Genomic DNA, 26741 nt, shown 5'->3' on the forward strand with positions numbered 1-26741 from the left:
AATTTCGTGAGCCAGCCTACGCCAGCCGTGCGTACCTTCCAAGACTTGATCCTCGCGCTCCAGCAATACTGGGCCGAGCAAGGTTGCGTGGTACTTCAGCCCTACGATATGGAAGTAGGCGCCGGCACTTTCCACACCGCGACCTTCCTCCGTGCCATCGGCCCGGAAACCTGGAACGCCGCTTACGTGCAGCCAAGCCGTCGTCCGACTGACGGCCGTTACGGCGAAAACCCGAACCGTCTGCAGCACTACTATCAGTTCCAGGTCGTGCTGAAGCCGAACCCGGACAACTTCCAGGAACTGTATCTGGGCTCCCTCAAGCATGTCGGTCTGGGCCCACTGGTTCACGACATCCGCTTCGTAGAAGACAACTGGGAATCGCCGACCCTCGGCGCCTGGGGTCTGGGCTGGGAAGTCTGGCTGAACGGTATGGAAGTGACGCAGTTCACTTACTTCCAGCAGGCGGGCGGCATCGAGTGCTACCCGGTGACCGGCGAGATCACTTACGGTCTCGAGCGTCTGGCCATGTACCTGCAAGGCGTGGATTCGGTCTACGACCTGGTCTGGGCTGACGGCCCGATGGGCAAAGTCACCTACGGCGACGTGTTCCACCAGAACGAAGTGGAGCAGTCCACTTACAACTTCGAACACGCCAACGTCGACAAACTGTTCGAACTGTTCGACTTCTATGAAAGCGAAGCCAAGCGCCTGATCGAACTCGACCAGCCGCTGCCGTTGCCGAGCTACGAAATGGTGTTGAAGGCCTCGCACACCTTCAACCTGCTGGATGCGCGCCGGGCGATCTCGGTGACCGCGCGTCAGCAATACATTCTGCGCGTACGCACCCTGGCGCGTTCCGTTGCGCAAGCCTACCTGCTGGCGCGCGCCAAGCTGGGCTTCCCGATGGCGACCCCGGATCTGCGTGACGAAGTACTGGCCAAGCTGGAGGCAGCACAATGAGTGCGCAAGATTTTCTGGTTGAACTGGGCACCGAAGAACTGCCACCGAAAGCCCTGAACACCCTGGCTGACGCGTTCCTCGCCGGTATCGACAAGGGCCTGCAAGCCGCTGGCCTGAGCTATGAGACTAAAACCGTCTACGCCGCGCCGCGCCGTCTGGCTGTGCTGATTACCGCGCTGGCCACCCAGCAACCGGATCGCAGCATCAACCTTGACGGCCCGCCACGTCAGGCGGCGTTCGACGCTGAAGGCAATCCGACTCAGGCAGCCTTGGGTTTCGCCAAGAAGTGCGGCGTTGATCTGAGCGAAATCGACCAGAGCGGCCCGAAACTGCGTTACAGCCAGAGCATCGCCGGCAAGCCGACCGCGAGCCTGCTGCCGACCATCGTCGAAGATTCGCTGAACGACCTGCCGATCCCGAAACGCATGCGTTGGGGTGCGCGCAAGGAAGAGTTCGTGCGTCCGACCCAATGGCTGGTGATGCTGTTCGGTGACCAGGTCATCGACTGCACCATCCTCGCGCAGAAGGCTGGCCGTGATTCCCGTGGTCACCGTTTCCACCACCCGGAAAGCGTGCGCATCGGTTCGCCGTCGAGCTACCTCGCCGACCTGCGTGCCGCTTACGTGCTGGCCGACGCCAACGAGCGTCGCGAGATCATCAGCAAGCGCACCGAAGAGCTGGCCACCCGTCAGGAAGGCACGGCAATCGTGCCGCCGGCACTGCTCGACGAAGTGACCGCGCTGGTTGAATGGCCGGTGCCGCTGGTGTGCTCGTTCGAGGAACGCTTCCTCGACGTGCCGCAAGAAGCGCTGATCACCACCATGCAGGACAACCAGAAGTACTTCTGCCTGCTGGATGCCGACGGCAAGTTGCTGCCACGTTTCATCACTGTGGCCAACATCGAAAGCAAAGACCCGCAACAGATCATCGCCGGTAACGAGAAAGTGGTTCGCCCACGCCTGACCGACGCCGAGTTCTTCTTCAAGCAAGACAAGAAGCAGAAACTCGAAGACTTCAACCTGCGCCTGCAGAACGTGGTGTTCCAGGAAAAACTCGGCAGCGTCTACGACAAGGCCGAGCGCGTATCGAAACTGGCTGCGTACATCGCCGCTCGCATTGGCGGCAACGCTTCGTGGGCGGCACGCGCTGGCCTGCTGTCGAAGTGCGACCTGGCCACCGAAATGGTCGGCGAGTTCCCGGAGATGCAAGGTGTCGCCGGTTACTACTACGCCCTCAATGACGGCGAGCCGGAAGACGTCGCGCTGGCGCTGAACGAGCAATACATGCCACGCGGTGCCGGTGCTGAACTGCCAGCCACCCTGACCGGTGCGGCCGTTGCGATCGCTGACAAGCTCGACACTCTGGTCGGTATCTTCGGTATCGGCATGCTGCCAACGGGCAGCAAAGACCCGTATGCCCTGCGCCGTGCGGCACTCGGCGTGCTGCGTATCCTCATCGAGAAGAAGCTCGATCTCGACCTGAACGACGCCGTTGCTTTCGCCGTGAATGCATTCGGTACCAAGGTCAAGGCAGCCGGTCTCAACGAGTCCGTGCTGGAATTCATCTTCGACCGCCTGCGTGCGCGTTATGAAGACGAAGGCGTTGAAGTCGCCACTTACCTGTCGGTACGTGCCCTGAAGCCGGGCTCGGCTCTGGACTTCGATCAGCGCGTGCAAGCGGTGCAGGCCTTCCGCAAACTGCCGGAAGCAGCAGCGCTGGCGGCGGTAAACAAGCGTGTGTCGAACCTGTTGAGCAAACTCGAAGGCGCGGTACCGACCGAGGTACAAGCGAAGTACTTCGACAACGCCAACGAGTTCTCGCTGTACTCGGCGATCCAGCAAGCGGATCAAGCGGTACAGCCGATGGCTGCGGCGCGTCAGTACAACGAATCGCTGGCACGCCTGGCGGCATTGCGTGAGCCGGTTGATGCGTTCTTTGACGCGGTAATGGTCAATGCCGACGACGCCAATGTGCGGGCCAACCGTTACGCGCTGCTGGCGCGTCTGCGTGGTCTGTTCCTCGGCGTTGCCGACATTTCGCTGCTGGGTTGAGGGATTGCTGTTGAAACTGCTGATTCTCGATCGGGACGGAGTGATCAATTACGACTCCGACGCTTACATCAAGTCAGTGGCGGAGTGGATTCCGTTGCCCGGCTCGATCGAAGCGATTGCGCAGTTGAGCAAGGCCGGCTGGACGGTGGCGGTGGCCACCAACCAGTCGGGCATTGCTCGCGGCTATTACGACCTCGCCACCCTCGATGCCATGCACGCGCGCTTGCGTGAGCTGGTCGCGGAGCAGGGCGGTGAAGTCGGGCTGATCGTGTACTGCCCGCATGGGCCGGACGAAGGCTGCGATTGCCGCAAGCCGAAACCGGGGATGTTGAAAACCATCGCGGCGCATTACAACGTCGAGCTAGCCAATGTCTGGTTCGTCGGCGACAGCCTTGGTGACCTGGAGGCTGCCAAAGCCGTCGATTCACAGCCAGTTTTGGTAAAGACCGGAAAAGGCGAAAAGACTCAGGGCAAAACCCTGCCGGTTGGCACTCTGATTTTTGACGATCTGGCGGCGATTGCCGCAGAACTTATCCACAACTAGAGTACTTCTGAAGTTCCTGACCAGGGATTGATCGGGAGTGCGCTTGAACACTCGGGCATTGCCCCGTCACGGTAAACGTCACTATGTCGATACTGCGGGCCATCAGGATTTTTCTCTTTTACCTGCTGCTGGGCACCACCTCCCTGCTGTGGTGCAGTTTGAGTTTTTTCATCGCGCCGTTTCTGCCGTTCAAGGCGCGTTATCGTTTTATCAACGTGTACTGGTGCCGTTGCGCCTTGTGGTTGACCAAGGTGTTTCTCGGTATCCGTTACGAAATCAAGGGCGCGGAAAACGTGCCTGACCGGCCCTGCGTGATTCAATCGAACCACCAGAGTACCTGGGAGACGTTCTTTCTCTCCGCTTATTTCTCGCCGTTGAGCCAAGTGCTCAAACGCGAACTACTTTACGTGCCGTTCTTCGGCTGGGCCATGGCCATGTTGCGGCCGATCGCGATTGACCGTGACAACCCGAAAGCTGCACTGAAACAAGTCGCCGCCAAAGGTGACGAGCTGCTCAAGGACAACGTTTGGGTGCTGATCTTTCCGGAAGGCACACGCGTGCCGTTTGGCACTGTCGGCAAGTTCTCCCGCAGTGGTAGCGCTTTGGCGGTGAATGCGGCGCTTCCGGTACTGCCGATTGCACACAATGCCGGCAAATTCTGGCCGAAAGTCGGCTGGGGTAAAAAGTCCGGCGTGATCACGGTGGTCATCGGCGAACCGATGTACGCCAAAGGCACAGGCCCGCGCGCCATTGCCGAGTTGAACGACCGGGTGCAAGCCTGGAACGAGAAGACTCAACGCGAAATGGGCTCTCTGCCACCGGCCCCGCAGGCACCGGTCGCCAATGATCAGATCGCTGTCTGAGATTTTGTGGATAACCTGTGTACGGTTTGTTTGAAAAGGCTTGAATATTGAGATTAACTAATTGATTTTCTTATATATTTCTCAAGCTCATAAAAGACCGTAAAAGGTGCATAAGTTTTTTTCCGATGTAAAAAAACCGGCTGATATAGCCGGTTTTTTTGTGCCTGATCATTCGTGAATCAGCGGTAACTCCAGCAGGAACGTGGTGCCTTGATCCACCACGCTGCGGCATTCGATTTTACCGCCATGGTGATCAACCACCGCTTTGACCATCGACAGGCCCAGCCCCACGCCATCGATGCCTTGGGCGGAGGAAAAACGGCGGTACTGACTGAACAGATCCGGCAATTCATCGGCGGCGATGCCTTTGCCTCGATCAATCAATTCACAGTGCAACCATTCCTCGCGGCAACGGACGCGCAGGGTGATCGTGGTGTCGGCCGGGCTGTACTTGATCGCGTTTTCCAGAAGGTTGAACAGCGCGCGGGTCAGCAAGCCTTGATCGGCATTGATCAGACGTTCCTGCGACTCTTCATCCATGTCATGCAGCAGCTCGATGCGTTTCTGCTGGGCAATGGGCAACGCTTGATCCAGCACGTCGAGCACCAGCATCGCGAACAACGTCGGTTGAAATTGGTAAGTCTCAGACTCGGCTCGCGCCAGCAGAACAAAACCGTCGGTCAGATCCAGCGCGCGGCGCACCTGACGTTCGATCTGTTCGAACAACGGCGCATCAGCCCCGGCCTGATGGCGATGCACATCCAGCAAAGCGAGGATCGCCGAATGTGGCGCGCGCAGGTCGTGGGACAGAAAGCGCAGCAACACGCTGCGTTGTTCTTCCGCCGCGCGTTCCGCGCTGAGGTCGGTGAGGCTCAACAGCCAGCCAATCGGCGTGTCACCGTCCACCGGCAGCAGGGCGGCACGTTCCAGGCGCAGGCTGCGTTCCTTGTGGTCACGGAATTCCAGCAGCGGAAGGGCGGATAACGCTGGACGTGGCTCTGTGGATAATTCCGGATAGCCGAGGCGGCCGAGTTGATCGAGGACGTCGTCGCCCACCAATGAGGTATCGAACAACGCGCGGGCCTTGCGATTGCCCAGCAGGATCTGCCCCTTGGGATCGCTGATCAGTGTGGCGACCGGCAAGTATTCCAAACCGTCTGCGATGAAGCGTCGAGTATCGCGGGTGCGGCTCATGGCTTGCTCGAGGGCCATGATCTGCCCCTGCAAACGATCGGCGCCGGTGAATTGCGTGCGACGGCGCTCAGGGAAAACCTTCGGCTCTCCATCCAGCCGCGTCAGCTCCCAGCCGAAATAAGTCAGCACCACACTCAGGCGCCGCCAGTTCCAGATCAGATAGCCGAACAACATGCCCAACACCGCCGGCGTTGGCGACCACCAGCGACGTATCTCCGCCAGCCCGGCGCTGGTCAGCAGCACGCCGGCCATGCCAACCAACGTTATCCACAACGCCCAGCGCGGACGCCATAACAGCAAACCAAGTACGCACGCCACCAGCCCAACCGAAAGCATCGCCCCCATGACGGGGGTGATATCGCGCAGGTTGATCTGCGCGCGATACGACAACAGCGCAGTCAGCGGCAACAGCACTAGACTTATCCACAACCACTCGCGCACCAGCTGTCGAAACAGGCGCTGCACCTGGCTGGGCTCACGGCTTTCGCGCCGGCGATTAGTGTTCATTTGGAAAAACGGCAGGGCGGGGTGAATGGTTTCATGGGCCACAGGTCTGAGACGTAGACCGAAGAATCATAGCGGACGTCGACCAACGGCGGGCCGCTTACTTTCACTGCGAGGGCCGAGCGACTATGGTTGTCCGCCAACTGCCCAAGCAACAAGGAATAACCGCGAATGCGCGTTGCGATTCTGGACGACGAACCCGCCGAACTGCGCCGGGTCGAGCAAACCCTGCAGCAAATGGCCGATGCCGGCGAACAGCCGTGGTCACTGCACAGCTTCGAGCGTGGCGAAGACCTGCTGCGCCAACTGCGCCGGGAAACCTTCGACCTGCTGATCCTCGACTGGCAACTGCCCGACCTCACCGGCCTGGCACTGCTGCGCTGTACCGCGCGAACACATGGAAGCGCCACCGGCAGCGATCATGCTCACCAGCCGTGATGGCGAGAGCGATATCGTTCAGGCGTTGAATGCGGGGGCGGATGATTATGTGAGCAAGCCGTTTCGGCCGAATGAATTGAAGGCGCGGGTGGCTGCAGTATTGCGGCGGCACAGCCAGCAACGTGCGGCGGCGACAGAAGTGCTGAGCTTTAATGATCTGACGTTTGATGACGCTGAACTGACCGTCACCCGCGAGGGAAAGCCGATTGTCATGACCGAGCGCGAGTATCGACTGGCGCGGTGTCTGTTCAGCAACCTGGGGAGGCCGTTATCGCGGGATTATCTGTATGAACGGTTTTGGCCGCATGAGGAGATGGCATCGTCGCGGCCGCTGGATACGCATATCTATCGGCTGCGGTAACAAGCTCGGACTGACGGCGGATCGAGGGTGGCAGTTGTTGACGATTTATGGGTATGGGTATCGGTTGGAGAGTGTGGCGGCAGCGCCCGAGTAAGATCAAAAGATCGCAGCCTTCGGCAGCTCCTACATTGATCTCCTGTAGGAGCTGCCGAAGGCTGCGATCTTTTGATCTGCCAATAAAAAAGGCCAACGCAATGCGTTGGCCTTTTTGTTTGACGCAAACGAGGATCAGAAATCCAGGTTCGAAACCGCCAACGCATTGCTCTCGATGAAGTCACGGCGAGGTTCGACCGCATCACCCATCAGGGTGTTGAAGATCTGGTCTGCGCCGATGGCGTCTTCGATGGTGACTTTCAGCATGCGGCGCACGCTTGGGTCCATGGTGGTTTCCCACAGCTGATCCGGGTTCATTTCGCCCAGACCTTTGTATCGCTGAATGGTGTGGCGCTTGGTGCTTTCAGCCATCAACCAGTCCAGTGCTTCCTTGAACTCGGTGACTGCTTTCTTGCGCTCGCCGCGCTGGATGTACGCGCCTTCGTCAAGCAGGGTGCTCAGTTGAGCGCCGAGGGTGACGACGGTTTTGTAGTCATTGCTGCCGAAGAAGTCGCGGTTGAAGGTGACGTAGTTCGACAGGCCGTGGGAGATCAGTTCGACCTCTGGCAGCCACACGCCACGTTCGCGGTCTTCACGCAGACTGGCCTTGTAGACCAGACCGGACTTCTCGACGGTGCGCAGACGCGCTTCGTACTGGGCCAGCCACTCTTGCATCGCTGCGTGGTCGCCGAGCTTTTCCAGGCTCACGGCCGGCAGGTAGATGAAGTGCTCGGTCAGTTCCTGCGGGTACAGGCGCGACAAGCGCTTGAGGGTCTTCATCACCATGCGGAAGTCATTCACCAGACGCTCGAGCGCTTCACCGGAAATGCCCGGGGCTTCTTCGTTCAGGTGCAGGCTCGCATCTTCCAGGGCCGACTGCGTCATGTACTCTTCCATGGCGTCGTCGTCTTTGATGTATTGCTCTTGCTTGCCTTTCTTGACCTTGTACAACGGCGGCTGAGCGATGTAGATGTAGCCACGCTCGATCAGCTCCGGCAACTGACGGAAGAAGAAGGTCAGCAGCAGGGTACGGATGTGCGAACCGTCGACGTCAGCATCGGTCATGATGATGATGTTGTGATAGCGCAGCTTGTCGATGTTGTACTCATCGCGACCGATACCGCAGCCCAGTGCGGTGATCAAGGTGCCCACTTCCTGGGAAGAGATCATCTTGTCGAAACGGGCTTTCTCGACGTTGAGGATCTTGCCCTTCAACGGCAGGATCGCCTGGGTCTTGCGGTTACGCCCCTGCTTGGCAGAGCCGCCCGCGGAGTCACCTTCCACGAGGTACAGTTCGGAGAGCGCCGGGGTCTTTTTCCTGGCAGTCAGCGAGCTTGCCCGGCAGACCGGCGATGTCCAGCGCGCCTTTGCGGCGGGTCATCTCACGGGCTTTACGCGCGGCTTCACGGGCACGGGCAGCGTCGATCATCTTGCCGACGACCAGCTTGGCTTCGTTCGGGTTTTCCAGGAGGAAGTCGGAGAAGTACTTGCCCATTTCCTGTTCGACCGCGGTCTTCACTTCGGAAGAGACCAGCTTGTCTTTGGTCTGCGAGCTGAACTTCGGATCCGGCACCTTCACCGAGATGATCGCAGTCAGGCCTTCACGAGCATCGTCACCGGTGGTGGCGACTTTGTGCTTCTTCGCCAGGCCTTCGGCTTCGATGTAGGTGTTCAGGTTACGCGTCAGTGCCGAACGGAAGCCCACCAGGTGGGTGCCGCCGTCGCGCTGCGGAATGTTGTTGGTGAAGCACAACAGGTTCTCGTTGAAGCTGTCGTTCCACTGCAGGGCGATTTCCACGCCGATGCCGTCTTCACGCTGGATGTTGAAGTGGAACACCTGGTTGACCGCAGTCTTGTTGGTGTTCAGGTACTCAACGAACGCACGCAGGCCGCCTTCGTATTTGAACAGCTCTTCCTTGCCGCTGCGCTCGTCCTTGAGGACGATGCCGACACCGGAGTTGAGGAAGGATAGCTCACGAATACGCTTGGCCAGGATGTCCCAGCTGAAGTGGATATTCTTGAAGGTGTCAGCCGACGGCTTGAAGTGAATCTGGGTGCCGGTGGTTTCGCTGTCGCCAACGATGGCCATCGGTGCCTGAGGCACGCCGTGGACGTAGGTCTGTTCCCAGATCTTGCCGCTGCGGCGAACGGTCAGCACCAGTTCTTCGGACAGCGCGTTCACTACCGAAACACCTACACCGTGCAGACCGCCGGATACTTTGTAGGAGTTGTCGTCGAACTTACCGCCAGCGTGGAGGACGGTCATGATGACCTCGGCGGCGGAAACGCCTTCCTCTTTGTGCACGTCTACCGGGATGCCACGGCCGTTGTCTTTAACGGTGATGGACTCATCCGGGTGGATGATGATGCTGATGTCGTCGCAGTGGCCGGCGAGGGCTTCGTCGATCGAGTTGTCGACCACCTCGAACACCATGTGGTGCAGACCGCTGCCATCGTCGGTGTCACCAATGTACATACCGGGACGTTTGCGTACGGCATCCAGGCCTTTCAGCACTTTAATGCTCGTTGAGTCGTACGTATTTTCTTCGCTCAATGCCTTCACTCCCGATGGTCGTGGGTCTGGGTGATACGGCCCTGTTCCACGTGGAACAAAGCGACTGGCGTTTCCGTCTGCCAGCCTTCCCTCAATAATTCGTGATCTACACAGGTGATAAACACCTGGCAGCGTAAGTCTTCCAGCAAACGGCACAGCGCGCGGCGGTGGTTCTCGTCCAGTTCGGACGGCAGGTCATCCACCAGATAAATACACTGACCGCGTCGGGCCTGGCTGACCAAGTGCCCTTGGGCAATCCGCAGTGCACAGACCACCAACTTCTGCTGACCCCGGGACAAAATGTCCGCGGCGTTGTGGGCGCCCAATCGTAAGACGCAAATCAGCGCGTTGCGGTCCGGCCTGGGTATGACCCGATTTGCTGATCCCGTTGCAGGGATCCAGCCAGTACGGCGCTCATTTTCCGGTCTTTGTCCCAGCCTCGGTAATAGCTGAGCGTCAAACCTTCGAGCTCAACCAGTTCGCTCAAGGTTTGTTCAAAGACTGGTTTCAAGGCTTTGATGTAAGCGCGGCGGTATTCATCGATTTCAGCGCTGGCCTGGCACAGTTCCCTGTCCCAAACCGCTTGCGAAACGGCGTCAAGTGTACCATGCCGCAGCCAGGAGTTTCTCTGGCGCAAGGCCTTCTGCAAACGCTGCCAGGTAGCCATAAAACGCGGCTCAACGTGGAACACGCCCCAGTCGAGAAACTGCCGGCGAATCTTCCGGCGCGCCTTCAAGCAGGCGGAAGCTGTCGGGGTTGATCAACTGCAGCGGCAGGATCTCCGCCAGTTGCGCAGCGCTGCGGGCGTTCTGCCCGTCAATACGGATCTGGAACTCGCCCTGACGATCGCGCGAGATGCCCAAAGCGCTATGGCCACCCTCGGCCAATTCGACCTGACCGAACACGGTACAGGCGAGTTGTTCGTACTGGATGACCGGCAACAGACGCGTGCTACGAAACGAACGGGCAAGCCCCAGCAGATGAATGGCTTCCAGAACACTGGTTTTGCCGCTGCCGTTAGCGCCGTAAAGAATGTTGATGCGGGGAGGGGGAGAGGTTACCGGGTGGCAGATTGCGCACCGCGGTGACCGAAAGCACGACTTAAGGACATCCAGGGTCAGCTGATTACAGACGCATCGGCATGACAACGTAAGCCGAATCGTCGTTGTCGGACTCTTGCACCAGGGCACTGCTGTTGGAGTCGGACAAAATCAGGCGAACCTGCTCGGTGGTCATCACGCCCAGCACGTCGAGCAGATAGCTCACGTTAAAGCCGATTTCCAGGGAGCCGCCGTTGTATTCAACGCCCACTTCTTCTTCCGCTTCTTCCTGCTCCGGGTTGTCGGCCTGGATCTTCAACTGACCGTTGGCCAGTTGCAGACGGATACCACGGTATTTCTCGTTGGACAGAATCGCGGTACGGCTGAACGCTTCACGCAACGCTTGGCGATCGCCCAATACCAGCTTGTCACCGCCCTTCGGCAGAACACGCTCGTAGTCCGGGAATTTACCGTCGACCAGTTTCGAGGTGAAGGTGAATTCGCCGGTGGTCGCGCGGATGTGATGCTGACCCAGGACGATGCTGACATTGCCGTCCGGCTCGGTGAGCAGACGTGCCAGTTCGAGAATACCTTTGCGCGGCACGATTACCTGATGGCGATCCGGCTGACCGATATCGGCTTTCATCGAGCACATGGCCAGACGGTGACCGTCGGTGGCCACGGCACGGATAATGCCTTCGGACACTTCCAGCAGCATGCCGTTGAGGTAATAACGCACGTCCTGCTGGGCCATGGCGAAACTGGTGCGTTCGATCAAACGACGCAGTTTGCTTTGCTCGAGGCTGCAGGTCAGCGAACCCGGGCCTTCTTCAACGGTCGGGAAGTCGTTGGCAGGTAGAGTCGACAGGGCGAAACGGCTACGGCCGGCCTTGACCACCAGCTTCTGCTCGTCGACTTTGATGTCGATCAGCGCATCGTTGGGCAGGCTTTTGCAGATGTCCATCAGCTTGCGCGCAGGCACGGTGATGGAACCTGTTTCCGCAGGCTCTTCAAGTTGCACACGACCGACCAGCTCGACCTCAAGGTCGGTACCGGTCAGCGACAGTTGCTGGCCTTCGACTACCAACAGCACGTTGGACAGTACCGGCAAGGTCTGTCGACGCTCGACGACGCCTGCGACCAGTTGCAGGGGTTTCAACAGGGCTTCGCGTTGAATGGTGAAATGCATGGTCGAGTCCCTTGCCCTTAATAAGCTGCGCTGGTGTTCATCAAGTGGTCAGTGTACGCAGCAGGTTCTTGTAGTCCTCGCGGATGTCCGCGTCGGATTCCTTAAGTTCGTTGATCTTGCGGCAGGCGTGCAACACGGTGGTGTGGTCGCGGCCGCCAAACACATCGCCGATTTCCGGCAAGCTGTGGTTGGTCAGTTCCTTGGACAACGCCATCGCCACCTGACGCGGACGTGCGACCGAGCGCGAACGGCGCTTGGACAGCAAGTCGGAGATCTTGATCTTGTAGTACTCGGCGACGGTGCGCTGAATGTTATCCACAGAGACCAGTTTGTCCTGCAACGCCAACAGGTCTTTCAGGGATTCGCGAATCAGCTCGATGGTGATGTCGCGGCCCATGAAGTGCGAGTGGGCGATCACGCGTTTCAGCGCGCCTTCCAGCTCACGGACGTTGGAACGAATACGCTGGGCGATGAAGAACGCGGCGTCGTGCGGCAAGTCGACTTTGGCCTGATCGGCCTTTTTCATCAAGATCGCCACGCGGGTTTCCAGTTCCGGCGGCTCGACGGCAACCGTCAGGCCCCAGCCGAAGCGGGATTTAAGGCGCTCTTCAAGGCCTTCGATTTCTTTCGGATAGCGGTCACTGGTGAGAATGACCTGCTGGCCACCTTCAAGCAGCGCGTTGAAGGTGTGGAAAAACTCTTCCTGCGAACGCTCTTTACGGGCGAAGAACTGAATGTCATCGATGAGCAGCGCATCCACCGAACGGTAGAAACGCTTGAACTCGTTGATCGCGTTCAGCTGCAGCGCCTTGACCATGTCGGCCACGAAACGCTCGGAATGCAGGTACACGACCTTGGCATTCGGGTTCTTCTTTAATAGATGGTTACCCACCGCGTGCATCAAGTGAGTTTTACCCAGGCCAACACCACCATAAAGGAAGAGTGGGTTGTAGCCGTGCTTCGGGTTATCCGCCACTTGCCAGGCCGCCGCGCGGGCGAGCTGGTTGGATTTACCTTCGACGAAATTCTCGAAGGTGAACGTACGGTTCAGGTAGCTGGTGTGCTTGAGCGCACCTTCGACCTGCACAGTCCGCTGTTCGGCACGAACCGGGGCCTGCTGCGAAGCGGCGCCGGACATCGGATCGAAGCTGTCGCGAGACGGTTCATCGCTGACTTCCGGGCTTTTCTGCGTCGAGCGCTTGGCGCTCGGTGCTGGCGTCTGAGTCGGCGCTGGCGTGTTCACCGGGGCAGCATTCGCTTGCGCCTGGGAAGCTTGCGCTGCCGCCAGTGGCGCATTCGGTGCGGCACGCGGTGCCGAGCTGCGTTTGCTGCCTATTAATAAGGAAAGCGCAGGCGCCATGCCGTTGCCGTGCTCATCCAGCAGTTCAAGGACGCGCCCCAGGTACTTTTCGTTGACCCAGTCCAGAACAAAACGGTTCGGTGCGTAGACGCGCAACTCGTCGCCTTCGGCTTCGACCTGTAGTGGACGGATCCAGGTGTTGAATTGTTGGGCAGGCAGCTCCTCGCGCAAAAGCTCCACGCACTGCTGCCAAAGTTCCACTGACACGGATATCCCCTAAGTTGAAAGCCGGTGAGGCAAAAACAAGCGGCCATTGTAGCGGCGAGCCGCCCACTTATCCACATGCAGGTTGCCCGGTGAACATGATTTATCAATGCGTTAAACCAAAAAAAGGCGACCAACGGTGTGTGAATAAGCTCTGTGGATAACCGCCCCTGAGGGCACTGGACAACTGGGGGTTGAACTCGGTGGATAACCTGCCTGTGGATAACAGGCCATTCCACGCACAGGTTATCCGACAGTGCAGCACAGGCTGAACACGGTTTTCCACTGTAGTTGTCATTCTCTGTACATCACGTGAAATATGGGCTCATGGCACTTATCCACAGAAGATGACGGCCCTAGCTTTTATAAGCTCTACAAAAAAGCTTTAAATAAGTCCCTTCTTTATTTTTATGTTTGGCAGACAGGCTTTCAGCCACAGAGGCCCCCCAGATCTATTTATAAGGAAACGCTGGTTGGAAATTGACCTGAGGGCTTGCTTTCTCTAGAATCCCCGGTCTCTTAAAACGGGGGCCATTCCGGCCCGTTGTGGACGAACCAGGTAACACGACAATGAAACGTACTTTCCAACCAAGCACTATCAAACGCGCCCGTACTCACGGCTTCCGTGCTCGCATGGCTACCAAGAACGGCCGTGCTGTCCTGTCGCGTCGCCGCGCCAAAGGTCGTGCGCGTCTGGCAGTTTGATAATCCGGTACTGGAGGTGAGTCAGGACTTCAGTCGGGAAAAGCGTCTGCTTACCCCCCGGCATTTCAAGGCAGTCTTTGACTCCCCTACCGGCAAGGTTCCGGGGAAAAATCTCCTGCTCCTTGCACGCAACAACGATCTTGATCACCCCCGTCTCGGGCTGGTTATCGGGAAAAAGAGCGTAAAGCTCTCCGTTGAGCGCAATCGCCTCAAACGTTTGATGCGCGAATCGTTTCGTCTGCACCAGGATTCACTGGTCGGCTGGGACATCGTTATCGTCGCGCGCAAAGGTCTTGGCGATGTAGAAAACCCCGAATTGATTCAGCATTTCGGCAAGCTCTGGAAGCGTCTGGCACGCAGCAAGCCAGTTCCAGAAGTCAAAACCGAAACTGTAGGGGTAGACAGTCCTGATGCGTAAACTGGCCCTCGTTCCGATCCAGTTTTATCGCTATGCCATTAGTCCTTTGATGGCCAGCCACTGTCGTTTCTACCCCAGTTGTTCCTGCTACGCGTATGAAGCCATTGAAAATCATGGCCTTCTGCGCGGTGGCTGGCTGACCTTTCGTCGTTTAGGTCGCTGTCATCCGTGGAATCCCGGTGGTTATGACCCGGTTCCACCTATCCCTACCTCCCGTTCTTCTTCGATGGCCGAGTAATCATGGATATCAAACGCACGATCCTGATCGTCGCCCTGGCAATCGTGGCCTACGTTATGGTTCTTAAATGGAACCAGGACTATGGTCAGGCTGCTTTGCCGACTCAGAATGTTGCTTCCAGTACGACTACATCCGGTTTGCCGGACACCGCCACTGGCAATAATGCTGCCGCCAGTGACGATATTCCACGCGCCGCTAGCGATACCAGCGCACCTGCCGAAACACCGGTAGCCGCCAGCAAGGATCTGATCCAGATCAAAACCGACGTGCTCGATCTCGCGATCGATCCACAAGGTGGTGATGTTGCTCAACTGACCTTGCCTCTGTATCCACGTCGTCAGGATCGTCCTGATGTTCCGTTCCAGCTGTTCGATAACGGCGGCGAACGTGTTTATCTGGCCCAAAGCGGTCTGATCGGCACCAACGGCCCGGACGCAAACCCGGCCGGTCGTCCGGTCTACTCCTCGGAGAAGAAGACTTATCAACTGGCTGACGGTCAGGACCAATTGGTCGTAGACCTGAAGTTCAGCAAGGACGGCGTCAATTACATCAAGCGTTTCACCCTGAAACGCGGCCTGTACGACGTAGCCGTTTCCTACATTGTGGATAACCAGAGCGCTCAGCCCTGGAACGGCGCAATGTTTGCTCAGTTGAAGCGTGATAACAGCGCTGACCCTTCGTCCACCACTGCTACTGGCACCGCGACTTACCTGGGCGCTGCCCTGTGGACAAGTTCGGAGCCGTACAAGAAAGTGTCCATGAAGGACATGGACAAGGCCCAACTGAAAGAAACCGTCACCGGTGGTTGGGTAGCTTGGCTGCAACACTACTTCGTGACTGCGTGGATTCCGGCGAAGGGCGAAAACAACGTCGTTCAGACCCGTAAAGACAGCAAAGGCAACTACATCATCGGTTACACCGGTCCAACACTGACCGCTGCACCAGGTGCCAAAGTTGAAACCAGCGCTGTGCTGTACGCCGGTTCGAAAAGCCAGGCTGTGCTGAAGCAGTTGTCCCCAGGTCTGGAACTGACCGTCGACTACGGCATTCTGTGGTTCATTGCTCAACCGATCTTCTGGTTGCTGCAACACATCCACGCGATCGTTGGTAACTGGGGCTGGTCGATCATCTTCCTGACCATGCTGATCAAGGGTCTTTTCTTCCCTCTGTCGGCTGCCAGCTACAAATCGATGGCGCGTATGCGTGCCGTTGCACCGAAACTGGCTGCACTGAAAGAACAACATGGCGATGACCGGCAGAAAATGTCGCAAGCCATGATGGAGCTGTACAAGAAAGAGAAGATCAATCCGCTGGGTGGTTGCTTGCCAATCCTCGTGCAGATGCCGGTTTTCCTTTCGCTGTACTGGGTTCTGCTGGAAAGCGTGGAAATGCGCCAAGCGCCGTTCATGCTGTGGATCACTGACCTGTCGATCAAGGATCCGTTCTTCATTCTGCCGATCATCATGGGCGCAACCATGTTTATCCAGCAGCAGTTGAACCCGACTCCTCCGGATCCGATGCAGGCGAAGGTCATGAAAATGATGCCAATCATCTTCACCTTCTTCTTCCTGTGGTTCCCGGCGGGTCTGGTGCTGTACTGGGTTGTGAACAACTGCCTGTCCATCACCCAACAGTGGTACATCACACGTAAGATCGAACGGGCTACCAAAGCAGCCGCTTGATTTACACTGTGGATAACCACTCAAAACGCCCCCTAGTGGGGCGTTTTGCTATCTGTCATTTTTGTCTGGATTCCGGTTTATGAGCGTACCTCGTGAAACCATCGCCGCTGTCGCCACCGCTCAAGGCCGTGGGGGTGTGGGCATCGTCCGTATTTCCGGGCCGTTGGCCAGTGTTGCGGCGAAAGCCATCAGCGGCCGCGAACTGAAACCGCGTTACGCCCATTACGGCCCGTTTTTCACTGACGACAAACAGGTGCTGGACGAAGGTCTGGCGCTGTATTTCCCGGGGCCTAATTCGTTCACCGGTGAAGACGTTCTGGAATTGCAGGGCCACGGCGGCCCGATCGTTCTGGATATGTTGCTCAAACGCTGCCTGGAACTGGGCTGCCGTCTGGCGCGTCCGGGAGAATTCAGCGAACGCGCCTTCCTCAATGACAAACTCGACCTGGCGCAAGCCGAGGCGATTGCCGATTTGATCGAAGCCAGTTCTGCACAGGCTGCACGTAATGCCCTGCGTTCATTGCAGGGTGCGTTTTCCCAGCGTGTGCATAACTTGACCGAACAGTTGATCGGCCTGCGCATCTACGTCGAAGCCGCCATCGACTTCCCGGAAGAAGAAATCGACTTCCTCGCCGATGGCCATGTGCTGAGCATGCTCGACAAAGTGCGCGATGAACTATCCACAGTGCTGCGCGAAGCCGGGCAGGGCGCATTGCTGCGCGATGGCATGACCGTAGTGATCGCCGGCCGTCCGAATGCCGGCAAATCCAGCCTGTTGAATGCGTTGGCCGGTCGCGAAGCGGCAATCGTTACCGAGATCGCCGGCACCACTCGCGACATCCTCCGTGAACATATCCACATCGACGGCATGCCACTGCACGTTGTCGATACCGCTGGCCTGCGTGATACCGATGATCATGTGGAAAAGATCGGGGTGGAACGGGCATTGAAAGCCATTGGCGAAGCTGATCGGGTGTTGCTGGTAGTCGACGCCACTGCGCCGGAAGCACTGGATCCGTTTGCCCTGTGGCCGGAGTTCCTCGAAACCCGGCCGGATCCGGCGAAAGTCACCTTGATCCGTAACAAAGCCGATCTGACCGGCGAAGCCATTGTTCTGGAAACCAGCGAAGACGGGCACGTGACCATCAGTCTCAGCGCCAAATCCGCCGGTGAAGGCCTGGATCTGTTGCGCGATCATCTCAAAGCCTGCATGGGTTACGAGCAGACGTCGGAAAGCAGTTTCAGTGCACGTCGCCGGCATCTGGAGGCCTTGCGCCACGCCAGTGCGGCACTGGAACACGGCCGCGCCCAGCTGACCTTGGCTGGCGCCGGAGAGTTACTGGCGGAGGATTTGCGCCAGGCCCAGCATTCTCTCGGCGAAATCACCGGGGCTTTCAGCTCTGATGATCTGTTGGGACGAATCTTTTCCAGTTTCTGTATCGGCAAATGACAAAAGGGGCTGTGGACAATTTATCCACAGCCCCTTTTTCGTTTTACCAGTTGTAGGAAACTGTACCGAGCAGAGTGCGATCCTCACCCCAATAGCAACGACCCGCGTCGTTGCAACCCGACACATATTCCTTGTCGAACAGGTTCTTCGCATTCAGGTCGACGCTCCAGTGCGTATCGATCTCATAACCGATGGCCGCATCCACCAAGGTAACGTCGCCGGCATCCAGCTTTCCGTAGAGAGAAGGCGAGGTGTAAGCGAAGGCACTGTCGAAGTAACGCACACCGCCACCCACATACAAACCTTTCAAGTCGCCATCGAGGAAACGGTATTTCGCCCAGACCGAAGCCTGATTACGTGGCACGCCGGTCATTTGATGGCCTTTGACCAATGACGTCGCGGCATCCTTGGTGATTCGCGCGTCGGTGTAGGTATAAGCCGCAGTCACGTTGAGGTTCTGGGTCAGGTTGCTGTTGAGTTCCAGTTCCACACCCTTGGAACGGCTTTCGCCCACCTGGCGGTAGCTCGATGTAGTGGCGTCGAAGTAGGTGTCGTCTTTTTTACGCAGGTCATACACCGATGCAGTGAAAGCCGTGTCCCAGCCGATCGGTTCGTACTTCAGGCCCACTTCGTATTGGCTGCTGGTGATCGGATCGAGCGGCGCGCCGGCATTGGAAATCTGCTGCACCGGCACGAACGAGGTCGAGTAGCTGACATACGGCGTCATGCCATTGTCGAACTGGTACATCACGCCGCCCTGATAGGTGAACTTCTTGTCCTCGGAGCTGATGTCGCTCGACTGAGCGACCTTGTCGCGAAAATCACTGTCGACCCAATCCTGACGGCCACCGAGCAGGAACAGCCAGTGGTCGTACTTGCTCTGAATCTGTGCATAAACCCCTTTCATCTGCTGTTCCAGCAAGGTGTTTTGCACCGCAATCGGTGTGGTCGGATCGCGCAGGTACACCGGGTTATACACATCGATCGGCCCGACGATGCCGGCGTTCCAGTCCTGATTAAACGAGGTGCGATCGTAGCTGGCGCCGAACAACACGGTGTTCTCCAGACCGCCGACCTGGAATTTGCCTTCCAATTGGTTATCCAGCGAGTACACCATCAATTTGTTGAAGCGATCATAGGCAGTCATGTTCAGACGCGTACCGAACCCGGCGTTATTGAGGTTGCCCGGCCAGGTTTCGTGACGGGTGATGCGCGACTGCATGTAGCGCGAGTTCTGGCGGAACTGCCAGTCGTCGTTGAACGAGTGGCTGAACTCGTAGCCGGTGCTCCAGGTTTCCCGTTCGAAAGTGTTCCAGTCTGGGTCGCCGAGCATGGTGCCTTTGGATAACTTGCCGTTGGGGTTGGTCAGCAAAGTCCCGGCGGCCGGTAGGCCAAGTTCCATGTTGGTGTGATCCTTCTGGTAGTTGGCCAGCAGGGTCAGCGTGTTGTAATCATCGAAATTCAGGGTCAGCGATGGCGCGATGTAAATGCGGTCATCCGGAACGTGATCGGTCTGGGTGTCGGACTTGCGGCCAAGCATCACCACGCGTCCGAGTACGTTGCCGCTGTCATTGAGCGGGCCGGAGACATCCACGCCGATCTGCCGGCGATTGTTCGAGCCATAACCCAATTGCACTTCACCTTGCGGTGCAGCGGTTGGGCGTTTGCTGACCAAATTGACCAGACCGCCCGGAGCGTTCTCCCCATACAGCAGAGAAGACGGGCCACGGAAAATCTCGACGCGCTCCAGTCCGTAGGGCTCGGTGCTGGTGTCATACCGATTGCCCTGGACGCGTAGTCCATCGCGCAACAGACCGTAGCCATAATCGGTGGCGTTGAAACCGCGAATATAGAACAGGTCTCCAGCCAGACTGTCGCCAGCGGCAAACGGTGGGGCAAAGATCCCCGGCACGTAGCCGAGCACCTCGGTGAGTGTCTGAGATTTCTGATCTTTCATGCGTTGTGCGGTAACGACTGACACCGAGCGCGGCGTTTCCGACAACGGCGTACTGGTTTTCGTACCGATTCGACTGTTCTGCGCCTTGTATCCGACGTCTGCCGCGTAATCCAGATTCATCGGGTTGGCCAACTGACCATTGATGTTGGTGGGGGCCAGCTCTAGCGAATCACCGTTTGGCAGCGCCTGCAGAATGTAACTGCCCGGCGCCTGCGGTACGGCTTGCAAACCTGAGCCTTGCAGCAGTTGGGCAAAACCTTGGTCGACGGTGAAGTTGCCGTTCAACCCGACACTGCGCAATCGGCTGGTCTGTTGCGGCGAGAACGACAGAATTACGTTGGCGGCCGAGGCGAACTGGCTCAGTGCATTGTCCAGAGGGCCCGCTGCAATCGCATAACGCTGAGTGGCCGATGCAGCGACGGCGTTATGGCTAATCACCAGACAGGACGCGGCGCTGGTCATCAGTAGGCTGTAAGCAATGCAGTGGTAGGAAAAACGCTGACGACACGTGGGAAGACGCATGGGTGGATAAGCCCTGAAGGTGGCAAAGAGCCGCGTTTATCGCGATTACCTGTAGGGCCGGGTCAGGGCCAAAAAAGATAACCCTGTTTGCGATTTATTTTGCCCAGGCGAAATTTCGTTCAAACGTTGTGGCTGATCGAGACCCAGTAACGAGTGAAATAGCGCACGTTGATCGGCAGCGACGCCTGTAGATTGGCCAAGACTGCGTCAGTTGAATTGAGGCGGAATGTCCCGGAAACCCGCAGCTCCCGGGCACGCGCGTCGCAATGCAAAACGCCGCTGCGATAACGGCCCAATTCTTCAATCACATCGCCCAAGCGTGCATCGAGGACGATCAATTGGCCGTTGATCCACGCCACTTCCGAAGGTTTGAACGGATGAATGAGGCCTATGTGCTGACGATCAAAATCAGCGCCTTCGCCTGCCTGCAAGATTGTTGCGGCCGTTGAAGTATCACCGGGCTGAACACTGACCCGGTCTTCCAGCACTCCAACTCGGGTAGAACTCGATAGCTGGTGAACGGAGAAACGAGTGCCGAGTGCTTGAATCCGGCCATCCCGGGTTTCGACGAAAAATGGCCGTTGATCACCCAGCTTTCCGGTTTGAATAAGGATCTCGCCGGAGCGCAGGCGAATCAGCCGCTGTGTCGGGTCGAAAGACACATCAATGGCAGTGTCGGTGTTGAGTTGAATCTGGCTGCCATCCGCCAAGGTGATATTGCGACGCTGGCCAACGCCGGTTTTATAGTCGGCCCAGACATTTCCCAAGGAAGTGTGTTGCTGAACATTCCAGCCAACGAACCCCGTGCCCGCCGCGATCAGCAACAGTTTCAGCACTTGGCGGCGTTGCTGGCCGGTATTTAATGCGCGACGTTTCAGATCCTGTGGCAGCGTGCCGAGGTGGCGCTGCAATTGTTCCATCTGGTTCCACGCCGCCAGATGCGCCGGGTCGCTATCTATCCACAACTGCCAGGCCTTTTGTTCGGCGAGCGTTGGCGGATCAGCCTGAAACTGCACATACCAACTGGCGGCCGCTTCGAAGATCTGGCGATTGGGGGCGATGGCCATCAACGTTGCGCCATGATCAGGGCACATTCCGTCAGCGCGCGGATCATGTGCTTCTTCACCGTGGTCAGCGAAACCTTCAATTGCAGAGCGATCTGTTGATAAGTCAGGCCATCGATCTGCGAGAGCATAAAGATTTTTTGGCTTCTGGCGCCGAGCCCGGCCAAGGCTTTATCCACAGCGACCAGAGTTTCGATGATCAGCGCCTTGTCTTCCTCGCTGATGGCGGTGGCTTCCGGTCGAGCCGCGAGGGTCTGCAAATACGCGGCTTCGATGGCCTGTCTTCTATAACGATCAATGACCAGACCGCGTGCAATGGTCGCCAGATAATCCCGTGGCTCGCGAATCTGTGCGGCATTGCGCGCCGCTAGAATCCGCACGAACGTGTCATGCGCGACATCGGCGGCATCGCAGGCGTCATGCAATTTTCCCTTGAGCCACCCGTATAGCCACGAATGGTGTTGCTCGTAGATTTGCTCGATCGCAGCAGTGTGGGCGGTTAGGGACATAGGAAAAATAGGCGAGTTAATGATAATGCCTATTATTAGCCTCTGTTACGTCCTCTCACAATAGCCCTCGCACTTCCCTCCATCGGCTTCTCTGTCGCCAGCGAACCCTCGTTGGCGATTTTTCTTGCGCCTCGAAAACGCCGTTTTCTCGATTTTCTGTGGATTAAGCCCTGTGAATAACTGCCACTAAGGGCAGTTGATAACAGGGCTCCAAAACTGGATATAAACCCCTCTGTGGATAACCACCCCTTTCATCCACAGGCTTAAAGCGGTTATCCAAGGCCCTCATTGGCACATGAACACAGGGTTTTGAATCTCTGTACATATTGAATATAAAGGCCTGTAGAGATCTATCCACAGAAATGATGCTCAGTAGAAATAAACATAAAAACAAAGGTTTTATAAATTTCTCTCTTTTTTATTCTTTTAACCTTGAGTTCTCCACAGCTGGTTAAATTTTGTGCAAAGGGTTCTTTAGGAAGGGCGAAGTCCCTATACTTGTCGACCAGGTTCAAAAACCTGATCTCAAACTATTCCTGAATTACCTAATTAAGCAGGCACGAGGTGCGTGGTGGATTTCCCTTCCCGTTTTGAAGTGATCGTCATCGGCGGCGGTCATGCCGGTACCGAGGCAGCACTGGCCTCAGCACGTATGGGGGCAAAAACCCTGTTGCTGACGCATAACGTGGAAACCCTCGGTGCCATGAGTTGCAACCCGGCCATCGGTGGCATTGGCAAAAGCCATCTGGTCAAGGAAATCGACGCCCTCGGCGGCGCGATGGCCATGGCTACCGATAAGGGCGGCATCCAGTTTCGCGTGTTGAACAGCCGCAAAGGCCCAGCCGTACGGGCGACCCGTGCGCAAGCTGACCGGATTCTGTACAAGGCCGCTGTCCGCGAAATTCTGGAAAACCAGCCGAACCTGTGGATATTTCAACAAGCCGCTGATGACCTGATCGTCGAGCAGGAACAAGTCCGTGGTGTTGTCACGCAAATGGGTCTGCGGTTCTTCGCCGATTCCGTGGTGTTGACCACCGGTACGTTCCTCGGTGGACTTATCCACATCGGTTTGCAGAATTTTTCCGGCGGCCGTGCCGGTGATCCGCCGTCGATCGCCCTGGCACACCGTCTGCGTGAAATGCCATTGCGTGTCGGTCGCCTGAAAACCGGCACACCGCCGCGTATTGATGGCAAATCTGTGGATTTCTCGGTGATGACCGAGCAACCCGGTGATACGCCGATCCCGGTGATGTCGTTCATGGGCAACAAAGAACAGCATCCACGCCAGGTCAGTTGCTGGATTACTCACACCAACGCCCGCACCCACGAAATCATTGCCGCGAACCTCGATCGTTCGCCGATGTATTCTGCTGCCGGTGAAATCGAAGGCATCGGCCCGCGCTATTGCCCGTCGATCGAAGACAAGATCCACCGCTTTGCCGACAAGGAAAGCCATCAGGTGTTTATCGAACCGGAAGGTTTGACCACCCATGAGCTCTATCCGAACGGGATATCCACAAGCTTGCCGTTCGACGTGCAATTGCAGATCGTGCAATCGATTCGCGGCATGGAAAACGCACACATCGTGCGTCCGGGTTATGCGATCGAGTACGACTACTTCGATCCGCGAGATCTGAAGTACAGCCTGGAAACCAAAGTCATCGGCGGTCTGTTCTTCGCCGGGCAAATCAACGGCACCACCGGTTACGAAGAAGCCGGCGCCCAAGGTTTGCTCGCTGGCGCCAACGCCGCACTGCGCGCCAAGGGCAAAGAAGCCTGGTGCCCGCGTCGCGATGAAGCGTACATCGGTGTATTGGTCGACGACCTGATCACCCTCGGTACCCAAGAGCCGTACCGTATGTTCACTTCCCGTGCCGAGTACCGCCTGATCCTGCGCGAGGACAACGCCGACCTGCGTCTGACCGAAAAAGGTCGCGAGCTCGGTCTGGTCGATGACGCGCGTTGGGCGGCCTTCTGCAAGAAACGCGAAAGCATCGAACTCGAAGAGCAGCGCCTGAAAAGCACCTGGGTTCGCCCGAATACGCAGCAGGGTGATGCGATTGCCGAGAAATTCGGCACGCCGCTGACCCACGAATACAACTTGCTCAACCTCTTGAGTCGTCCGGAAATCGACTACGCTGGTCTGGTCGAAGTGACCGGCAACGGCGCCGAAGATCCACAGGTCGCCGAGCAGGTTGAAATCAAGACCAAATACGCCGGTTACATCGACCGTCAGCAGGACGAAATCGCCCGTCTGCGCGCCAGCGAAGACACGAAATTGCCTGTGGATATCGATTACACCAACATTTCCGGTCTCTCCAAGGAGATCCAGAGCAAGCTCGGCGCGACTCGACCAGAGACGCTAGGCCAGGCTTCGCGGATCCCGGGCGTGACCCCGGCAGCGATTTCGCTGTTGATGATTCATTTGAAAAAACGCGGCGCGGGCCGTCAGTTGGAGCAAAGCGCTTGAGTTCAAAGGTCACTTCGCAACACGCCGAAGAGTTATCCACAGGAGCCCGCGAGCTCGGTGTCAATCTCACTGAAACCCAGCACGAATTGCTGCTGGGTTATCTGGCCCTGTTGATCAAATGGAACCAGGCCTACAACCTGACCGCTGTGCGCGATCCGGATGAAATGGTTTCGCGCCACTTGCTCGATAGTCTGAGCGTGATGTCGTTCATCGAAAACGGTCGCTGGCTCGACGTCGGCAGCGGCGGCGGCATGCCGGGGATCCCGTTGGCGATCCTGTACCCGGACTCGCAAGTGACCTGTCTGGACAGCAACGGCAAGAAAACCCGCTTCCTGACTCAGGTTAAACTCGAACTCAAACTGGATAACCTGCAAGTTATCCACAGTCGTGTCGAAGCTTTCCAGCCTGCAGAGCCGTTTAACGGGATCATTTCCCGGGCGTTCAGCAGCATGGAAAACTTCACCAACTGGACTCGCCATCTCGGCGATGCCGATACACGCTGGCTGGCAATGAAGGGCGTTCATCCGGCCGATGAGCTGGTAGCATTGCCGGCAGACTTCAAACTCGATAGCGAACACGCCCTGGCCGTACCCGGTTGCCAAGGCCAACGCCATCTGCTGATACTGCGCCGCACGGCATGATTGGGAACACAAGCAAGAATGGCTAAGGTATTCGCGATAGCGAACCAGAAGGGTGGTGTGGGCAAGACCACCACCTGCATCAACCTCGCAGCATCCCTGGTCGCGACCAAGCGCCGGGTGCTGTTGATCGATCTCGATCCACAGGGCAACGCCACCATGGGTAGCGGTGTGGATAAACACGGCTTGGAAAACTCGGTTTATGACCTGCTGATCGGCGAGTGCGATCTGGCGCAGGCCATGCACTATTCCGAGCACGGTGGTTATCAACTGCTGCCGGCCAACCGCGATTTGACCGCGGCTGAAGTGGTGCTGCTGGAAATGCAGATGAAGGAAAGCCGTCTGCGCAGCGCGCTGGCGCCGATCCGTGAAAATTACGATTACATTTTGATCGACTGTCCGCCGTCGCTGTCGATGCTGACTCTGAACGCATTGGTCGCTGCTGACGGGGTGATTATCCCCATGCAGTGCGAGTATTTTGCGCTCGAAGGTCTCAGTGACCTTGTGGATAACATCAAGCGCATCGCCGAATTGCTCAATCCGAACCTGAAAGTCGAAGGCCTGCTGCGGACGATGTACGACCCGCGCCTGAGTCTGATGAACGATGTTTCGGCGCAGCTCAAGGAACACTTTGGCGAGCAGCTGTACGACACGGTGATCCCGCGCAACATCCGTCTGGCCGAAGCGCCAAGCTACGGCATGCCGGCGCTGGCCTACGACAAGCAATCGCGTGGCGCCCTGGCTTATCTGGCCCTGGCCGGCGAGATGGTTCGCCGTCAGCGCAAAAATTCACGCATCGCCGCCGCTCAGGCAACTTAAGGAATCCCCATGGCCGTCAAGAAACGAGGTCTCGGACGTGGACTGGATGCACTGCTGAGTGGTCCGACTGTCAGCGCGCTGGAAGAACAAGCCGCGCAAGCTGACACCCGTGAGCTGCAGCACCTGCCGCTGGATCTGCTCCAGCGCGGCAAATACCAGCCGCGTCGGGACATGGATCCGCAAGCGCTGGAAGAGCTGGCACTGTCGATCAAGGCACAAGGCGTGATGCAGCCAATCGTGGTGCGCCCGATCGGCGGTGGCCGTTTTGAAATCATCGCCGGTGAACGTCGCTGGCGCGCGAGCCAGCAAGCCGGGCAGGAAACCATTCCGGCGATGGTGCGCGACGTACCCGATGAAACCGCGATCGCCATTGCGCTGATCGAGAACATCCAGCGCGAAGACCTCAATCCGATCGAAGAAGCGGTGGCCTTGCAGCGTTTGCAGCAGGAATTCCAGCTGACTCAACAGCAGGTTGCCGAGGCTGTGGGTAAATCCCGCGTCACTGTGGCTAACCTGTTGCGACTTATTGCGCTGCCGGAAGTCATCAAGACCATGCTGTCCCACGGCGACCTGGAAATGGGTCATGCCCGTGCTTTGCTCGGTCTGCCGGACAATCAGCAGGTTGAAGGGGCGCGACATGTTGTCGCACGCGGCCTGACCGTGCGCCAAACTGAAGCACTGGTTCGCCAGTGGTTGAGTGGCAAACCGGAGCCTGTGGAAGCCACCAAACCCGACCCGGACATCGCCCGCCTCGAACAGCGTCTGGCCGAGCGCCTAGGCTCTGCGGTGCAGATTCGCCACGGGAAGAAGGGAAAGGGTCAGTTGGTGATCGGTTATAACTCGCTCGATGAGCTTCAAGGTGTGCTCGCACACATCCGCTGAAACATTTCCTCATGTAGCGCGCAGTCGGAAAT

19 protein-coding genes and 3 pseudogenes are annotated in these 26741 nt (G+C 57.7%); 14 read left to right on the forward strand and 8 right to left on the reverse strand.

Translation table 11 applies throughout. The annotated features are described in order from the left end of the window. The first annotated feature begins 6 nt into the window (after positions 1-6). The 4 genes from glyQ to ACZZ0D_RS24185 all read left to right on the forward strand — a co-directional run bounded on the left by glyQ (position 7) and on the right by ACZZ0D_RS24185 (position 4418). Complete coding sequence (gene glyQ, locus ACZZ0D_RS24170) at positions 7-960, forward strand: glycine--tRNA ligase subunit alpha (protein ID WP_463554465.1); 954 nt, start codon at positions 7-9, stop codon at positions 958-960. Beyond that, complete coding sequence (gene glyS / locus ACZZ0D_RS24175; RefSeq protein ID WP_463554466.1) at positions 957-3011, forward strand: glycine--tRNA ligase subunit beta; 2055 nt, start codon at positions 957-959, stop codon at positions 3009-3011. Before glyQ ends, glyS begins: the two co-directional genes overlap by 4 nt. Before the next feature lie 4 nt (positions 3012-3015). Then, positions 3016-3555: a D-glycero-beta-D-manno-heptose 1,7-bisphosphate 7-phosphatase gene (gene gmhB / locus ACZZ0D_RS24180; protein ID WP_339453937.1), complete on the forward strand. Its 540-nt coding sequence runs from the start codon at positions 3016-3018 to the stop codon at positions 3553-3555. A gap of 83 nt (positions 3556-3638) precedes the next feature. Beyond that, positions 3639-4418: a lysophospholipid acyltransferase family protein gene (locus ACZZ0D_RS24185; RefSeq protein ID WP_463554467.1), complete on the forward strand. Its 780-nt coding sequence runs from the start codon at positions 3639-3641 to the stop codon at positions 4416-4418. Positions 4419-4586: 168 nt separating this feature from the next. Here ACZZ0D_RS24185 and ACZZ0D_RS24190 read toward each other — a convergent pair whose 3' ends face one another. Further along, positions 4587-6119, reverse strand: coding sequence for a sensor histidine kinase (locus ACZZ0D_RS24190; RefSeq protein ID WP_463554468.1), 1533 nt, complete (start codon positions 6117-6119; stop codon positions 4587-4589). Between the two features lie 168 nt (positions 6120-6287). Here ACZZ0D_RS24190 and ACZZ0D_RS24195 point away from each other — a divergent pair. After that, a pseudogene (locus ACZZ0D_RS24195) lies at positions 6288-7009 on the forward strand (response regulator transcription factor). Between the two features lie 134 nt (positions 7010-7143). On the opposite strand, the pseudogene gyrB reads toward ACZZ0D_RS24195, so the two are convergent. The 4 genes and pseudogenes from gyrB to dnaA all read right to left on the reverse strand — a co-directional run bounded on the left by gyrB (position 7144) and on the right by dnaA (position 13358). Next, positions 7144-9562: pseudogene (gyrB, locus tag ACZZ0D_RS24200) on the reverse strand (DNA topoisomerase (ATP-hydrolyzing) subunit B). Between the two features lie 5 nt (positions 9563-9567). Beyond that, a pseudogene (recF, locus tag ACZZ0D_RS24205) lies at positions 9568-10673 on the reverse strand (DNA replication/repair protein RecF). Between the two features lie 14 nt (positions 10674-10687). Then, positions 10688-11791 (reverse strand): DNA polymerase III subunit beta, encoded by a 1104-nt coding sequence (dnaN, locus tag ACZZ0D_RS24210; protein ID WP_463554469.1) that lies wholly within the window; start codon positions 11789-11791, stop codon positions 10688-10690. A gap of 40 nt (positions 11792-11831) precedes the next feature. After that, the gene (gene dnaA, locus ACZZ0D_RS24215) at positions 11832-13358 is read right to left on the reverse strand and encodes a chromosomal replication initiator protein DnaA (RefSeq protein WP_159813307.1); all 1527 of its coding nucleotides are present in this window, start codon (positions 13356-13358) and stop codon (positions 11832-11834) included. Between the two features lie 567 nt (positions 13359-13925). On the opposite strand from dnaA, the gene rpmH reads away from it, so the two are divergent. From rpmH to mnmE, 5 genes are all read left to right on the forward strand, one after another. Next, positions 13926-14060 carry a 50S ribosomal protein L34 gene (gene rpmH / locus ACZZ0D_RS24220; protein WP_003213577.1) on the forward strand — a complete coding sequence of 45 codons (135 nt, stop codon included), beginning with the start codon at positions 13926-13928 and terminating at the stop codon, positions 14058-14060. A gap of 16 nt (positions 14061-14076) precedes the next feature. Further along, positions 14077-14478: a ribonuclease P protein component gene (gene rnpA, locus ACZZ0D_RS24225; RefSeq protein WP_042704971.1), complete on the forward strand. Its 402-nt coding sequence runs from the start codon at positions 14077-14079 to the stop codon at positions 14476-14478. Further along, on the forward strand, positions 14471-14716 hold the full coding sequence (yidD, locus tag ACZZ0D_RS24230) for a membrane protein insertion efficiency factor YidD (RefSeq protein WP_010465488.1): 246 nt from the start codon (positions 14471-14473) through the stop codon (positions 14714-14716). Before rnpA ends, yidD begins: the two co-directional genes overlap by 8 nt. Positions 14717-14718: 2 nt before the next feature. Further along, the gene (yidC, locus tag ACZZ0D_RS24235) at positions 14719-16398 is read left to right on the forward strand and encodes a membrane protein insertase YidC (protein ID WP_463554470.1); all 1680 of its coding nucleotides are present in this window, start codon (positions 14719-14721) and stop codon (positions 16396-16398) included. 79 nt (positions 16399-16477) lie between these two features. Further along, on the forward strand, positions 16478-17848 hold the full coding sequence (gene mnmE / locus ACZZ0D_RS24240) for a tRNA uridine-5-carboxymethylaminomethyl(34) synthesis GTPase MnmE (protein ID WP_008084392.1): 1371 nt from the start codon (positions 16478-16480) through the stop codon (positions 17846-17848). A 43-nt stretch (positions 17849-17891) separates the two neighbouring features. Here mnmE and ACZZ0D_RS24245 read toward each other — a convergent pair whose 3' ends face one another. From ACZZ0D_RS24245 to ACZZ0D_RS24255, 3 genes are all read right to left on the reverse strand, one after another. Continuing rightward, positions 17892-20327, reverse strand: coding sequence for a TonB-dependent siderophore receptor (locus tag ACZZ0D_RS24245; RefSeq protein WP_463554471.1), 2436 nt, complete (start codon positions 20325-20327; stop codon positions 17892-17894). A gap of 119 nt (positions 20328-20446) precedes the next feature. Further along, positions 20447-21394, reverse strand: coding sequence for a FecR domain-containing protein (locus tag ACZZ0D_RS24250; protein ID WP_463554472.1), 948 nt, complete (start codon positions 21392-21394; stop codon positions 20447-20449). Further along, positions 21394-21900 (reverse strand): sigma-70 family RNA polymerase sigma factor, encoded by a 507-nt coding sequence (locus ACZZ0D_RS24255; RefSeq protein ID WP_463554473.1) that lies wholly within the window; start codon positions 21898-21900, stop codon positions 21394-21396. Before ACZZ0D_RS24255 ends, ACZZ0D_RS24250 begins: the two co-directional genes overlap by 1 nt. 571 nt (positions 21901-22471) lie before the next feature. Here ACZZ0D_RS24255 and mnmG point away from each other — a divergent pair. From mnmG to ACZZ0D_RS24275, 4 genes are read left to right on the forward strand one after another with little or no spacing between them, the layout of a single operon-like run. Further along, positions 22472-24370: a tRNA uridine-5-carboxymethylaminomethyl(34) synthesis enzyme MnmG gene (gene mnmG, locus ACZZ0D_RS24260; RefSeq protein ID WP_053125290.1), complete on the forward strand. Its 1899-nt coding sequence runs from the start codon at positions 22472-22474 to the stop codon at positions 24368-24370. Next, positions 24367-25011: a 16S rRNA (guanine(527)-N(7))-methyltransferase RsmG gene (gene rsmG, locus ACZZ0D_RS24265; protein WP_158830523.1), complete on the forward strand. Its 645-nt coding sequence runs from the start codon at positions 24367-24369 to the stop codon at positions 25009-25011. The genes mnmG and rsmG overlap by 4 nt, the downstream gene beginning before the upstream one ends. Before the next feature lie 18 nt (positions 25012-25029). Then, positions 25030-25827, forward strand: a complete 798-nt coding sequence (locus ACZZ0D_RS24270) for a ParA family protein (protein WP_007911909.1) — start codon at positions 25030-25032, stop codon at positions 25825-25827. A 9-nt stretch (positions 25828-25836) separates the two neighbouring features. Next, on the forward strand, positions 25837-26709 hold the full coding sequence (locus ACZZ0D_RS24275; protein ID WP_064116543.1) for a ParB/RepB/Spo0J family partition protein: 873 nt from the start codon (positions 25837-25839) through the stop codon (positions 26707-26709). Positions 26710-26741: the final 32 nt, after the last annotated feature.

Source organism: Pseudomonas sp. AC193, assembly GCF_979258075.1.